14 protein-coding genes are annotated in these 13,145 nt (G+C 50.5%); 2 read left to right on the top strand and 12 right to left on the bottom strand.

Annotation, left to right across the window (positions count from 1 at the left end; translation table 11 throughout):
• Nucleotides 1-8: 8 nt before the first annotated feature.
• From H8B09_RS04465 to H8B09_RS04455, 3 genes are all read right to left on the bottom strand, one after another.
• Complete coding sequence (locus tag H8B09_RS04465; RefSeq protein WP_191202236.1) at nucleotides 9-1,286, bottom strand: ABC transporter substrate-binding protein; 1,278 nt, start codon at nucleotides 1,284-1,286, stop codon at nucleotides 9-11.
• 145 nt (nucleotides 1,287-1,431) lie between these two features.
• Nucleotides 1,432-2,049, bottom strand: a complete 618-nt coding sequence (locus tag H8B09_RS04460) for a GyrI-like domain-containing protein (RefSeq protein ID WP_191202235.1) — start codon at nucleotides 2,047-2,049, stop codon at nucleotides 1,432-1,434.
• 219 nt (nucleotides 2,050-2,268) lie between these two features.
• Complete coding sequence (locus H8B09_RS04455) at nucleotides 2,269-3,600, bottom strand: PhoH family protein (RefSeq protein WP_191202234.1); 1,332 nt, start codon at nucleotides 3,598-3,600, stop codon at nucleotides 2,269-2,271.
• A 118-nt stretch (nucleotides 3,601-3,718) separates the two neighbouring features.
• Here H8B09_RS04455 and H8B09_RS04450 point away from each other — a divergent pair, with 118 nt between their 5' ends.
• Nucleotides 3,719-4,282, top strand: coding sequence for a YhcN/YlaJ family sporulation lipoprotein (locus H8B09_RS04450; protein ID WP_191202804.1), 564 nt, complete (start codon nucleotides 3,719-3,721; stop codon nucleotides 4,280-4,282).
• Between the two features lie 103 nt (nucleotides 4,283-4,385).
• Here H8B09_RS04450 and H8B09_RS04445 read toward each other — a convergent pair whose 3' ends face one another.
• The 7 genes from H8B09_RS04445 to H8B09_RS04415 all read right to left on the bottom strand — a co-directional run bounded on the left by H8B09_RS04445 (nucleotide 4,386) and on the right by H8B09_RS04415 (nucleotide 9,633).
• A complete protein-coding gene (locus tag H8B09_RS04445) occupies nucleotides 4,386-4,526 on the bottom strand; it encodes a hypothetical protein (protein ID WP_191202233.1) in 141 nt (46 codons plus the stop codon).
• A 71-nt stretch (nucleotides 4,527-4,597) separates the two neighbouring features.
• Nucleotides 4,598-5,695 (bottom strand): LCP family protein, encoded by a 1,098-nt coding sequence (locus H8B09_RS04440; protein WP_224753249.1) that lies wholly within the window; start codon nucleotides 5,693-5,695, stop codon nucleotides 4,598-4,600.
• The gene (locus H8B09_RS04435) at nucleotides 5,692-5,967 is read right to left on the bottom strand and encodes a hypothetical protein (RefSeq protein ID WP_191202232.1); all 276 of its coding nucleotides are present in this window, start codon (nucleotides 5,965-5,967) and stop codon (nucleotides 5,692-5,694) included. Before H8B09_RS04435 ends, H8B09_RS04440 begins: the two co-directional genes overlap by 4 nt.
• Nucleotides 5,968-6,003: 36 nt before the next feature.
• The gene (locus H8B09_RS04430) at nucleotides 6,004-6,303 is read right to left on the bottom strand and encodes a YlaH-like family protein (protein WP_191202231.1); all 300 of its coding nucleotides are present in this window, start codon (nucleotides 6,301-6,303) and stop codon (nucleotides 6,004-6,006) included.
• Between the two features lie 29 nt (nucleotides 6,304-6,332).
• Nucleotides 6,333-8,180, bottom strand: coding sequence for a translational GTPase TypA (gene typA / locus H8B09_RS04425; RefSeq protein ID WP_191202230.1), 1,848 nt, complete (start codon nucleotides 8,178-8,180; stop codon nucleotides 6,333-6,335).
• Nucleotides 8,181-8,247: 67 nt separating this feature from the next.
• Nucleotides 8,248-8,736, bottom strand: coding sequence for a hypothetical protein (locus tag H8B09_RS04420; RefSeq protein WP_224753248.1), 489 nt, complete (start codon nucleotides 8,734-8,736; stop codon nucleotides 8,248-8,250).
• 213 nt (nucleotides 8,737-8,949) lie between these two features.
• Nucleotides 8,950-9,633 (bottom strand): TerC family protein, encoded by a 684-nt coding sequence (locus tag H8B09_RS04415; RefSeq protein WP_191202228.1) that lies wholly within the window; start codon nucleotides 9,631-9,633, stop codon nucleotides 8,950-8,952.
• 330 nt (nucleotides 9,634-9,963) lie between these two features.
• Here H8B09_RS04415 and H8B09_RS04410 point away from each other — a divergent pair, with 330 nt between their 5' ends.
• Entirely contained in the window at nucleotides 9,964-10,680 is a 717-nt protein-coding gene (locus tag H8B09_RS04410; protein ID WP_191202802.1) for a TerC family protein, read from the top strand.
• A 30-nt stretch (nucleotides 10,681-10,710) separates the two neighbouring features.
• Here the strand turns inward: H8B09_RS04410 and thiI are convergent, their stop codons facing one another.
• Both thiI and H8B09_RS04400 read right to left on the bottom strand, forming a co-directional pair.
• Nucleotides 10,711-11,925, bottom strand: a complete 1,215-nt coding sequence (gene thiI / locus H8B09_RS04405) for a tRNA uracil 4-sulfurtransferase ThiI (protein WP_191202801.1) — start codon at nucleotides 11,923-11,925, stop codon at nucleotides 10,711-10,713.
• Nucleotides 11,926-11,946: 21 nt separating this feature from the next.
• Nucleotides 11,947-13,101 carry a cysteine desulfurase family protein gene (locus H8B09_RS04400; protein WP_191202227.1) on the bottom strand — a complete coding sequence of 385 codons (1,155 nt, stop codon included), beginning with the start codon at nucleotides 13,099-13,101 and terminating at the stop codon, nucleotides 11,947-11,949.
• Nucleotides 13,102-13,145 lie beyond the last annotated feature (44 nt).

The raw sequence follows: 13,145 nt of genomic DNA, 5'->3' as shown, positions 1-13,145 counted from the left end.
TGAGATCTTTAGGAAGCAAAGCTGTTATTCCATAGTTCGGCAATTTCTTTCAACCAGTTATCATCGTGACTTAGATCGTTCCATACCTGCTCCCAATTCGCCAATCGAACCGGCCACTGCGGATCAAGCGTCTGGCTGGTCATCGCATCAAGCTGCTTCAGCCAGACGAAATCAGCCAGCTTATTCATGCCAATATCCAGAATGTTTTGTTCTCGCGTCGTATACAGCGGTTTAAGCGAAGGGAGCAGCCTGTACCGATCATAACTTGTCTGCTGCTCATCTTCACCGGCAATCATCTGCAGCCATAGTGATACCGCTTCTTCCTTCGCTCGGCTATGCGCGAATACAACGAAGCTTCGGCCGCCGTACCAGCCGTTCGGATATCCGATTGCCAGCTTCGAGCGCCGCTCCAACGTCAAGGCTTGCAGTTCAGACCATCGCATTACAGCCGATAGCAGTTCGCCTGCCGCAAGCTTCTCGGCTTTGTCTTTGCCGTTAGCCCGGCTGACTGTAAACGTCGTCCCTTGTCCCTCGGCAAGAAAAGCGAGCCTTTCCTTCAGATCTGCATCGAAGGGCTGAAGCGGTTCTGTCCGTTCCTTGGATGGAAATGAATCCAGCCATACGAGCAGTTGACGCGCATCTGTCGGGTCAAGCCGCACAAGCGGAACATCCGGCAGCTCCGCCCCCTCAGTGGACGCTAGATCAGCAAATGAGTTCCAATCTGCCGGGATCGTTCCGCCTGTCAGCTGATCTAACAACGGCCTGCTCCACACAACTAACTGCGGGTCAGCATCCTTCGGCATTCCCCACCAATAATTATTCCAATTAAGCGGCTCAAGCAGACCGCTAAGCCAGTCTCCAGGCATCGCTGCAACCAGCGAATCAAGCGGTTTCAGATAGCCGAGCACCGCAAACTCCTTCACCCATCCGCTATCCATCAGCGCAATATCCGGCCCCGTACCAAGCTGTGCATCGCTCTTCAAGCTGTCATACGCGAGATCGGGGCTAATATTGCGCAGTTCTACCGTAATGTTCGGATTCGCCTCCATAAAACGGGATGTCGCTTCGAGCATATTATCAAACTCATTCTCATGTATGGAAACGCTTACGATAATGTGCTGCGGATCATTTCCTGATTGCCCTGCGGGCAGCGGTGTAATCGTCTCGCCGCGTTTGGTCGATGGCGAGGAATTTCCATTCGGCAAATTGACCAGTGATAGGAAAACAACAATAACAGCCGCTAATGAACCCGTCAGCAGCAGGAGTGTTGATTTGCGATATACCACAGCACATTTTCCTTCCTTTCCAAATGCAGGTATAGTTCTATCATATCAAATGGGTCGCTCCGTTGTCTCCCACTACTTTATGACTTTTAACCTACGATTCAATAAAGGAAGGCTATGTATTGTTTCTTGATTGATTATCAAGTTATCAAGTTCTTACTTGAAATCTTAACACCGTTCTCAACTTCGCCTGTTCGGTCTTGCGAGGATCAGACAAATAAATTTCTCGATGAGTTTTACTTGCACGGATGAAGCCATGTTCAGTACAGTAAGCTTCCATTCGCGCGAAGCTTTCAGGTTCATCTTCAAAACTGCCCCTATGCATCATTTGACAGCATATACCATCTTCTACATATTCAAAGCGAACTCTGTCAAGGTACGGATTTGATTTTTTCCGCTTCGTCTGTCCTACAAATCGTTCGAACTCCTCTTCTGTCACAAAGTCAGGTTGACGTATCATGATGTTGTACTTAAAGTTGCTTTTATCTGTTGAGGGCTTTGAATAATCAATCAAATCCCATATCCCTTCAAGCGGAAAAACCGTATACTCATAATATCCAACGGGTACATCTTCACTTTTGTAGGACATTCTCACTGCATAACTTAAGCTGTACAAAGCTTCCGTTGCCTTGGCGTATTCCTCTCCATTAGGGTCTCCAGTTCCACTGACAATAAAAAACGGCATCCTCGGCACCTCCACAATTTCAGGAAGCGTTGTCGGCATATAAAGTTGCTTAAAATCTTTTTTGTAATCTACCTTAACCAAGTCCATCATCTCCTTATGTACAGTTATGAAAAAATGCTGCAAGGGGAAAGATCGCTCTTCGAATGTCTCTTAACATTGATGTCACTCCCAATTATAGAACAAACGTTCGCAATAATCAAATATTAACATCATTGCTTAACATCGCCTTATGCCAAAAAAAGACGGACGCTTCTGCGTCCGTCGCTGATTCCTATTAAGATACGCATTCGAATGACTATGCTACAGCAAATCGGCTGCAAGCTGCGCCAGCTTCGACCGCTCGCCTTTCTCCAGCGTAATATGACCGCTGGAGCTCTCACCTTTGAACCGTTCGACGATATGCGTGAGGCCATTGCTTATGGAGTCCAAGTAAGGATGGTCGATCTGCTCTGGATCCCCCATAAGCACGATTTTACTGCCTTCCCCTACGCGCGAGACGATTGTTTTCACCTCGTGCTTCGTTAAGTTTTGCGCTTCATCAATGATAATGAATTGCCCTGGGATGGAGCGGCCGCGAATGTAGGTCAGCGCTTCGACCTGAATGCTGCCGAGCCCCATTAATATTTTATCAATATCGCCGCTCTTCTTCGTATCGAATAAATACTCGAGGTTATCATAGATCGGCTGCATCCACGGTCGCAGCTTCTCCTCTTTCTCCCCTGGCAAATATCCGATATCTTTGCCCATTGGCACGACTGGCCGGGCGATGAGCAGCTTCTTGTACTTATGTTCATCTTCAACTTTCAGCAGGCCTGCGGCGAGCGCCAGCAGCGTTTTGCCGGTCCCTGCCTTACCTGTTAAAGTTACTAGCGGAATATCGTCGTTGAGCAGAAGCTCGAGTGCCATTCGCTGCTGCGCATTGCGAGCCGTTATCCCCCATACCGCATCGTTGCTTAGATAAAGCGGCTCCAGCCTCACCCCATCCTGACTCACTTTAAGCAGTGCCGACTTCGAAGTTCCCATTTCATCCCGCAGGATAATGAACTCATTCGGATACAGCTTCATCGACAACTGCAAGCTTTTTACGGACAGAAACCGGTACGTGTAGAACTCATCTATGACAGAAGGATGCACATGAAGGGTAGAATAACCGCCGTATAGATCCGTTGCAGAAACCGTTCGATCGGACAAATAATCTTGCGCTTGCAGGCCTAACACATCTGCTTTGATCCGGACAAGAACGTCTTTGCTTACCAACACGGTTCTTACGTTCGACCCTTTCTCCTGCTCCTCCATATCATAATTAAGCGCCACAGCGAGAATCCGATTGTCGTTGGTCATTTCGCCGAACATCTCTTGAACGCGGACGAAGCTCCGATGGTTAAGTTCCACCTTCAGCAGCCCGCCATTCTTCAGCACAATGCCCTCGTGCAAGTGTCCCTGCTCCCTCATGCTATCAAGGAGACGTGAGACCGAACGTGCGTTGCGGCCCAGCTCATCGGCCAGCCGCTTCTTGGAGTCGATTTCCTCGAGTACTATCGCCGGTATGATGATCTCATTGTCGTCGAATGCGAAGATGGCTTGCGGATCGTGGAGCAGCACATTCGTATCGAGCACGAAAATTTTTTTCATCGCGGACCCTCCTGGCGCCGAAATCGATGTGGTGACGAAAGGCATACATAACCATATTCAGCTTCGGGCAAACTATGCAGCGACGACAAAAGTGAATTGTGAAAGGTCTGGTGGCGATATGCGCATATTACTGGGTTGCCTTGCGTCCGCTACCGTGCTGTGCCTGCTGACTGCAGGATGCGGCACCGTGGCGCGCAATGAGACATCACCCTCTCCTCAGAATAATCCGAATGTAAGAGTACAGCAGACAGAACCAAGAGCCAAGCCAATCACCGACAGCAAATCCGTTGCGAACCATCTGGAATCGTTAGCCAAAGGTATTCCCGGCGTTCGTAATGCGCACTGCGTCATCGCCGGCAACGTTGCTGTTGTAGGTATTGATGTCGACTCGAAGCTGGAACGCTCTCGTATCGGCACGATCAAATACTCCGTAGCCGAAGCGTTCCGCAAGGACCCTTACGGAGTTAATGCCGTTGTGACTGCTGACATGGACTTATCCGAAAGGCTGAAGGAAATCGGTGCCGACATTCGCAACGGCCGACCGCTCCAAGGCTTCTCTGAGGAGATGGCGGATATTATCGGCCGCATCGTCCCTCAGATGCCGCGCGATACGATACCTAAGGATGAGCATACCGAGCGGAGCAGCACGAACCAAGCGCCGAAAATCAACAAGAACATGTGATAACCTTGTTGATGTCACTCGGAGATGAACGATCTTTGGCAGCTAATAATAAATTGTGGTAAATTCAACGCAAATGAGTACACAAAAAGCCTAGCGATAATCGCTAGGCTTTCATCATGACGGAAGACCATACTTGTCCTTCCATCGTATTCACATTGCGTACAAGACGGCATGCAGCTGCTAATGGTTCGCCAATCAAAGTTATCGATGTAACTTCGGATCTCGCTCGGATAAGTTCAGTCATCCGCATGACCTCCTCGGCAATGGCGTCTACTGTATATCCCCATTATAGCACAGCTTATACGCTTCGTACTACTACTGTTCGGACAATTGGGCTCTCAGCGCCTGACGGGTATCCGCAAGGCTTTGTTCATCCGCATGTACATAAGGACTGACCCATTTGCCTTCAAGCGGCTTAAACTCGACGTCCGAACGCGTGAGACCGAAGTAGGTAAACATCAGCTGGCGGACTTCCGACTCCGGAATGTCCGTCCGCATGTTGCCGCCCACTGCTCCGATAACGGATCCGAGTTTCGTTGCGCCGCCAAGTGACTTCAGACGATCGACAATTTCACCCAGCACCTCGCCTTGACGACGATTGCGGTCGAAGTCGCTCGACATGTTCTTGCCGTCGTTCGATTTGCGGTAGCGAACGAAGTCAAGTGCCTGCTCGCCTGTGAGCTCTTGGCGGCCCTTCTTCAGGTCGATATTCGTACCGTCCGCATTATCGACATAACGCATGTCCATATCGACGTCGACCCTGACCCCGCCCAATGCATCAACGACATCCGCGAAGCCTTGGAAGTTGATGATCGATGCATACTTGATATCAATGCCAAAGTAACGGCCAAACATCGTCTTCATATTATCAAGTGCCTGGAGCTTTGCTTGCTCTTTATCTTTCGTCGTCTTCAACGCATCATGATAAAAACTCGCATAATAGCTGTTAGCTTTGTGTTTCGCATATCCCGACTGTTCGATCCGCGTATCGCGCGGCACGGTCACGACCGTCACTTTCTTCGTCTCCGGATTCAATGCCGCGATCATGATGACGTCCGTATTCATCGTACCGGTCTTCTCACGCGAATCAAGCCCAAGCAGCAGAACGGCAGTCGGCTTCACCTTGACCGACTCTTCTGCCGGAACCTCGATCTTGGTCGGAAGTGAGATCTTGTCGATTGCCTTGCCGGCTTTGAAGAAAAGATCGACTACAAACCATCCGATCAATAGAACGGCCGCAAGAATGAGCATGCCGATAATTCGGCCCCATCGAACACGTTTCTTCGGCTTTACTACCTTACTAGTCTTATACGTCTGCTTCTGGTTGCCTGCATTAGACACCCTTTTGCCCGAACGGGGCGGCAGCGGCGTATTCGAATCCACGTAATCACCTTCTGTCCATGTGTCTTTCATGATTGACAGCGATCATTATAGACATCATTCACCAGTTGGTCTGCCGCTTCACGATCGAAGAAAAACAGCTTAGTGCCGCCCTCCTCCTTCTCGATGCGCACATACACCATCGTCGCATCTTCGGAACTCACGTTAACCTTGCGTATCCCGTGATCCTCCCGAAGCACTTGCAGGAAAAAATCGCGTGTATCGAGCGCAGCCTCATCATCAGGCTGCGCCTGCGCCACACGTTCGATTTGCAGCCAATTGAAGAGAGCATCCTCAAGCTTCATCTGACCCATCGCTCCTCGCCTATTGCAGGCTAATGGTTACTGGCTAGAATCTGTCTTCACATCTCCGTTGCGCTTGTTGCGCAGCTTATCGTACAGCTGCCGTCCACGAAGCATCATCATCATAAGGATCGCCACTGCCATACATTGAATGATTGGGAGTTTATCGACCTGAAGAATGTACAGAACGAAAGCTCCAATCGCCATGACTAGGTGTGCAAGAACTTCCTTGAGGATCGGCAGTCGCTTGACTCGGAACACCGCATTGAAGATGTAAATGATGCACGCCAATATTAAGACGTACGTAACGAGCGGATGGTTGCTAAACCATTCTTGCATCGTACAAATCCTCCTTCAACTACAAAGCATTACGCGTTGGCTTGTGCCATTTTGCGATGTTTCTCTGCACGCTCGCGCTCGCTCTTGTTTAGGATCTTCTTACGCAGACGAACCGACTTCGGCGTAATTTCGCAATATTCATCATCGTTGAGGTACTCCAGTGCAGCTTCAAGGGAGAACAGGATAGGCGTCTTCAGCTTAACCGTATCTTCCTTCGTAGCGGAGCGTACGTTCGTAAGTGCCTTCTCTTTGCAGATGTTTACGATAATGTCGTTGTCGCGGTTGTGCTCGCCAACGATCATACCTTCGTATACTTCCGTACCTGGCTCGAGGAAGAGCATACCGCGATCCTCTACGCCCAGCATGCCGTAGAACGTCGACGAACCATTCTCGCTCGATACGAGAACGCCTTGATGGCGACCGCCAACATTGGAAGCAATAACTGGACCAAAGCTATCGAATGCGTGGTTCATAATGCCATAACCGCGCGTCATTGTCAGGAAGTTCGTACGATAGCCGATCAGACCGCGAGCTGGCATGATGAACTCAAGGCGGACTTGGCCCGTACCGTTGTTAATCATGTTCACCATCTCAGCTTTGCGCGTTCCAAGGCTTTCCATTACTGCGCCCATGCTCTCTTCTGGTACGTCAATGAGCAGACGCTCGTACGGCTCGCACTTCACGCCGTCCACTTCTTTAATGATAACTTCAGGCTTCGATACTTGCATCTCAAAGCCTTCACGACGCATGTTCTCGATCAGAATGCCGAGGTGCAGCTCGCCGCGACCAGCAACGATGAATGCGTCCGGGCTGTCCGTATCTTCAACGCGCAGCGCAACGTCCGTCTCCAGCTCCTTGTACAGACGTTCACGAAGCTTACGGGAAGTTACCCACTTGCCCTCGCGGCCTGCGAATGGACTGTTGTTGACGAGGAACGTCATTTGCAGCGTTGGCTCATCGATCGTCAGGACAGGAAGCGCTTCTGGGTTCGCTGGGTCAGCGAGCGTTTCACCGATATTGATATCTTTAATACCAGCAATTGCAACGATGTCGCCAGCGCCAGCTTCTTCAACCTCAATACGTTTCAGTCCGTGGAAGCCGAACAGCTTCTCGATACGAGCTTGTTTAATGCCGCCTTCACGCGTCATAACAGCAATAGCTTGACCTTGTTTTACAATACCGCGGTTAACGCGGCCAACGGCGATACGGCCCAAATATTCGTTATAATCAAGCAGCGTAACGAGGAATTGAAGCGGCTCCTCTATGCTTTCCGTAGGCGCTGGAATTTTCTCAACAATCGTGTCGTACAGAGCACGCATGTTCTCTTCCTGCTTCTCTACCTCTGGCTCCAAGCTCGACGTACCCATGAGACCCGATGCATATACAACTGGGAAGTCCAATTGCTCATCCGACGCGCCAAGCTCGATGAACAGATCGAGCACTTCGTCGATGACTTCAGCAGGACGAGCGTTCGGACGGTCGATTTTGTTAACAACTACGATTGGCGTCAGGTTCGATTCGAGCGCTTTGCGGAGCACGAATTTCGTCTGCGGCATGCAACCCTCGAAGGAGTCGACAACGAGACATACGCCGTCAACCATTTTCATAATGCGTTCTACTTCGCCGCCGAAGTCAGCGTGGCCTGGTGTATCGACGATGTTGATCAGATACTCTTTGTAATTGATCGCCGTATTCTTCGCCAGAATCGTAATACCGCGCTCCCGTTCAATATCGTTCGAGTCCATGGCGCGCTCTTGTACCGCTTCATGGTCGCGGAACGTACCGGATTGCTGCAGCAGCTTGTCTACGAGCGTCGTCTTGCCGTGGTCAACGTGGGCAATGATTGCGATATTACGGATGTTCTGTCTTTCTTTCATGTTCTTAATCCACTCCAATTTGTCTTTGTTCTATATTATTACCGGTTGCGAATACAGGGGGCCAACATTACCAGCGTGACTTGCGGCCGCGTCCAACTGTCAGCCACAACCCAGCTCCGATCAATACAAGCCCTATGACATAGATACTCCAGCTTGAAATGAGGATGAATCCGAATGCAACGACCGTCACGGCCCCCAAGCCGACGGCTAGCTGCAGTGCAAGGCGAGGCTTGAACGGTTCGAACGCGTAATACTCATACAAGCCTGCCGCTGGACCGAACAGCACGAACGGCCACAGCTGATGAAAGGATGACCATCCGAATACGCTGCAGAACAGAAACAGCAGCCCGTAAACAGATAGTGTTCCTGCTGGCACAAGCGCAACTGTCGGAAGCATTCTCCCGAAATAAAGCACGTGCAGCAGAATGCCTGCGATTAGCAGTATGACTGGCCACAGCACACTGCCAATAAAGCTGAAAAAGCCCGATTTGCCAAGCAGAATGACAAGCCCTGCGCCAAGCAGAGCGATTCCCGCATAATGCTGTTTAGACACCATGTTTCCCCCCGATCGTTCCGGTTACAATCGGTATCTGTATCGCCGCCAATCTCTTTCGACGAAAGACGACACGATCCCGTCACTTCTCGCAACCTCTAGTGTAATAGAACTGCGCATAAAAAACCAGTGTAAACCACAGGATGCTTGCAAAAAGTAAAAGCCGGCTCATCCACTCCGCAGAGTTAGATGATGCCGGCTTACGAATGAAATCCCCTAATGCGCACGTAATTTCGGCCTTCCAATCAGTCCTATAATAATTACTAAAGGGATGCAAAACAACGGAATCGCATCGTGCATTGTCGCAGAGCTGTGAATCAATCGGCTTAAACCAGGATCGCTCACGAGCATCTCGCCAGCCGCATATCCAAGCAGCGCAGCACCAACATAAACCAACGGCGGAAACTTTCGAAGCAAAGCCCCAACGAAATGGCTGCCCCAAATAATAATCGGAATGCTGGCGACAATTCCAAGTATAAGCAGCACCGGCTCACCATCCGCAATGGCAGCAATTGCGAGCACATTATCCAAGCTCATTATAAAATCAGCAGCAACGATCGTACGGATCGCCACCATTAACGACACTGAACGTTTGTTCTTCCCGCTACCCGTCAATTCCGCTTCCTCGCCATTGTAAGCATCGCGGAACAGCTTCACTGCAATCATGCCTAGCAGCAGCGCGCCAGTTGCTTGCAGATAGGGGATTTGGAGCAGCGCAACCGCTGCCACCGTCAGAATACAGCGAAGCAGTACAGCGGCAGCGCTCCCCCACCATACGGCCTTCTTCCGCTGGGCGCTTGGCAGTCCGTTGCTCGCCATTGCAATAACGACGGCATTATCGCCGCTAAGCAGCATATTAATGAGGACGATCTGCATAAATACGAGTAGGCTATCCAACATGTACACACTCCTTAAAGCAATTTGCTTACTTCTTAGAGAAACTAGCTGTGAGCAAATTGCTTGCCTCGTAAGCATACGCTTAGCAATTCGCTTACTTCTTAGAGAAACTAGCTGTGAGCAAATTGCTTGCTTCGTAAGCATACGCTTAGCAATTTGCTTACTCCCTCGAGCTACTGCCTGCAAGCAAATTGCTTGCATCGTAAGCATACTCTTAATCAGAGGTATGTCCCTGCATGTCCGAATATGATTACAAAATGATTGAAACGGCAGGCATCGTTCGTCCGTAAGCAGTACTAGTTGAACACATGAGGAGGGCTTATTGGAATGGAGCTGGAAATTTTATCATGGGCGTTTGCTGCTGCTCTACTGCAAATTGTGTTCATTGACCTGGTACTCGCAGGCGATAACGCGATCGTCATCGGCATGGCTGCCCGCAATCTCCCGAAAGCGCAGCAGCGCAAAGCGGTAATCGGGGGAACGATTGGTGCCGTCGTTATTCGTGCCGTAGCTACCCTGCTCGTTGTACATTTGCTCGAAATACCATGGTTGCTGCTCGTCGGGGGTCTGCTGCTGCTATTCATCGCTTACAAGCTGCTGGTGCAGGAAGAAGATCATGACAATATTAAAGCTGGCAGTACATTGTGGCAGTCCATTCGCACGATCATTATCGCCGATGCCGCGATGGGATTAGACAACGTTATCGCAGTAGCAGGCGCCGCACACGGCAACGACCTGCTCGTTATTCTTGGACTCCTTATCAGCATTCCAATTGTCGTCTGGGGCAGCACGCTGTTCATCCGCCTCATCAATCGTTTCCCATGGATCGTCTATATCGGCTCCGGTGTTCTCGCCTATACGGCTGCCAAGATGGTTACGCATGAGGAGAAGCTCAAATCATTCTTCGATAACGCGTGGGTGTTATGGGGCTTTATCGCACTGTGTATCCTGCTGGTAGTTCTTGCGGGCAAGGCAACGAACAGTCTGAAGCGCAGAAGGAAGCAGCGCTCGGGCAAACAAGCCGTAATAAGCAACAGGGACTCCGCATAGGAGCCCCTGTTTTTTCGTATATGACTTTGTTTAGAACCACCGGTCTTCAGCTGTTTCTGCTGCCTGCTTCTGTGGCTGTTCCTGCTTCAATACAACCGTCACGGTATTTTTCACAGCGAGCGCAATCATCTCATCCAGATTCGGAATCAAAGCTTCCGCCTTCTCGACCGATTCCAAATTCGGATTCGTCGTCGGCGACTTCGGCACGAATAAGGTGCAGCAATCCTCATATGGCAAAATACTTGTCTCGTACGTACCGATGCTCTCTGCGATCCTGATAATGTCGACCTTGTCCATCATGACAAGCGGCCTTAGAATCGGCAGACTCGCTGCTCGGCCGATTACATTCATGCTGCCAAGTGTCTGGCTCGCGACTTGACCAAGGCTGTCGCCAGTTACAATGGCATGAGCGCTTTCGCGCTCTGCAATTTGTTCTGTAATGCGCAGCATCGCGCGGCGCATTAACGTAATGATCAGCCGCTCCTGTCCAGCTTGAACGAAGCTTGTCTGAATGTCTGTGAACGGCACGAGATGCAGCTTGAATTTGCCATTCGTATAATGAAGCAGACGCTTCGCAAGTGTAACGACTTTCTCTTTCGCCTGTTCGCTTGTGAATGGATACGAGTGAAAATGCACGGCTTCCAGCGTCAGCCCCTTGCGCATACCAAGCCAGCCGGCTACCGGGCTGTCAATCCCTCCTGATAGCAGCAGAAGCCCTTTACCGTTCGCACCATAAGGGAAGCCGCCCGCGCCTCTCTCGACGTCGCAGTATACATAAGCGGCGCCTTGTTGAATATCGACACGAAGTTCGACCTCTGGTTTGCGAATATCAACCTTTAGCTCCGGCGTTTCGCGAAGGACATGCGAAGCGATAAGATGATTCATCTCCATCGAATCATGAGGGAACTGCTTCCAGCCCCGTTTGACCGTCACCTTAAATGTGCTCTTCGGACCTTTATTCGCCCGAAACACCGCAAGCGCTGTGTTGCGAATCGCATCCAGGTCCGCTTCCGTCTTTTTGACCGGGCTAAATGAGACAAGGCCGAATACGTCGCGCAGCGCATCGGCAATCTCTTCGTACGGATGGTCATTGAGCATGACGTAAAGTCTGCCGTAAGTATGCTGAACATCAGCCCGATCAAACGGACGGAGTGCCTTACGGACATGATCCGCAAGTACCTGCTCGAATCGGTGACGGTTTTTCCCTTTCACCGTAATTTCGCTGCCTAGACGCAGCAGTACCATATCATAAATTGCAGCCGACAATTAAATTCTCCTCTCCATAGGCTTCAGTTCAGCAATCGTACGCTGGATTGCATCGGCAAGCTGATCCACGTCGCTCGCCGTATGCTCATCTCCGAAGCTGATTCTGATTCCGCTTGCCGCGCGTCTTGCGTCGCCTGTCATCGCCATGATCACGCGTGATGGCTTGTCATCCTTCGAGGAGCAGGCCGATTTGGTTGAAACGATAAAACCAAGCTTCTCAAGTGCATGCACGATCACTTCCGGCTTCATTCCAGGGTAGCTGAAATGAACGATATGCGGAGCAGAACTGCTATCGTCTTTCCCGCTATTCATTACTAACTCCGTTATTGGAACGAGCCGATCAATGAGCTGATTGCGAAGCTGCGACCATTGCTTGTTATGGTTCTCCGCTGCCTCCATCGCCATTCGAAACGCCTTAGCCGATGCAACGATCGCGGGTGTATTGGATGTGCCTGCACGCAGGGCACGCTCCTGCTCGCCACCTGTAAGCAGCGGTGCAATCACAAGCCCGCTCCGTATATAGGCAATGCCGACGCCCTTAGGTCCACGTACCTTATGAGCGGAACCAGATAACAAATCAATTCCCCAGCCAACCAGATCAATCGGCAGCTTCCCGATACTCTGCACCGCATCAACATGGAACAGTGTCTTCGGATGCGACTTGAGCAGTTGTCCGATCTCAGCTATCGGTTGGATTGCTCCCGTCTCATTGTTGACGTGCATGATGCTTACGAGTATCGTTTCCTCCGTCAACGCAGCCTTAAGAGCCTCCACGGATACAATTCCCCGCTCATCTACAGGCAAATACGTAACGGTATATCCTTCATGCTCTAATTGTTGAAATGTCTCGTATACCGAGGCATGCTCAATCGATGTCGTAATGAGATGCTTGCCTCTGCTTGCAAATTGCTTAGCAACGCCTCTAATGGCGAGGTTATTGCTTTCTGTGCCACCGGACGTAAAAACCCACTCTTCGGGCTTCGTATTGAACAGCTTCGCAATAAGGCCCCTTGAGCGTTCAATTAACTGACCTGCATCAGCGCCAGCCTGATGGATAGAGGATGGATTCGCATAGTGAATGCGCATCACTTCCGCTAACGTCTGGATGACTTCTTCGCGCGGCGGCGTTGAAGCGCAATGATCAAAGTAAAGCATATCCTTGTCTCCTTTCTAAAAGGATCTCTACCCACCTAAATCCT

Origin of the sequence: Paenibacillus terricola (assembly GCF_014779765.1) — a bacterium.
GTDB lineage: Bacteria > Bacillota > Bacilli > Paenibacillales > Paenibacillaceae > Paenibacillus_T > Paenibacillus_T terricola.
The sequence above is the reverse complement of the archived record's forward strand: the minus strand, read 5'-3'. Positions and strand labels throughout refer to the sequence as shown.

What these genes read in the sequence shown, in the direction of transcription:
- H8B09_RS04455 (WP_191202234.1), bottom strand. Translation starts at nt 3,600, where the DNA reads ATGAAAAAAATTTTCGTGCTCGATACGAATGTGCTGCTCCACGATCCG.
- H8B09_RS04450 (WP_191202804.1), top strand. Translation starts at nt 3,719, where the DNA reads ATGCGCATATTACTGGGTTGCCTTGCGTCCGCTACCGTGCTGTGCCTG.
- H8B09_RS04445 (WP_191202233.1), bottom strand. Translation starts at nt 4,526, where the DNA reads ATGACTGAACTTATCCGAGCGAGATCCGAAGTTACATCGATAACTTTG.
- H8B09_RS04440 (WP_224753249.1), bottom strand. Translation starts at nt 5,695, where the DNA reads ATGAAAGACACATGGACAGAAGGTGATTACGTGGATTCGAATACGCCG.
- H8B09_RS04435 (WP_191202232.1), bottom strand. Translation starts at nt 5,967, where the DNA reads ATGAAGCTTGAGGATGCTCTCTTCAATTGGCTGCAAATCGAACGTGTG.
- H8B09_RS04430 (WP_191202231.1), bottom strand. Translation starts at nt 6,303, where the DNA reads ATGCAAGAATGGTTTAGCAACCATCCGCTCGTTACGTACGTCTTAATA.
- typA (WP_191202230.1), bottom strand. Translation starts at nt 8,180, where the DNA reads ATGAAAGAAAGACAGAACATCCGTAATATCGCAATCATTGCCCACGTT.
- H8B09_RS04420 (WP_224753248.1), bottom strand. Translation starts at nt 8,736, where the DNA reads ATGGTGTCTAAACAGCATTATGCGGGAATCGCTCTGCTTGGCGCAGGG.
- H8B09_RS04415 (WP_191202228.1), bottom strand. Translation starts at nt 9,633, where the DNA reads ATGTTGGATAGCCTACTCGTATTTATGCAGATCGTCCTCATTAATATG.
- thiI (WP_191202801.1), bottom strand. Translation starts at nt 11,925, where the DNA reads ATGGTACTGCTGCGTCTAGGCAGCGAAATTACGGTGAAAGGGAAAAAC.
- H8B09_RS04400 (WP_191202227.1), bottom strand. Translation starts at nt 13,101, where the DNA reads ATGCTTTACTTTGATCATTGCGCTTCAACGCCGCCGCGCGAAGAAGTC.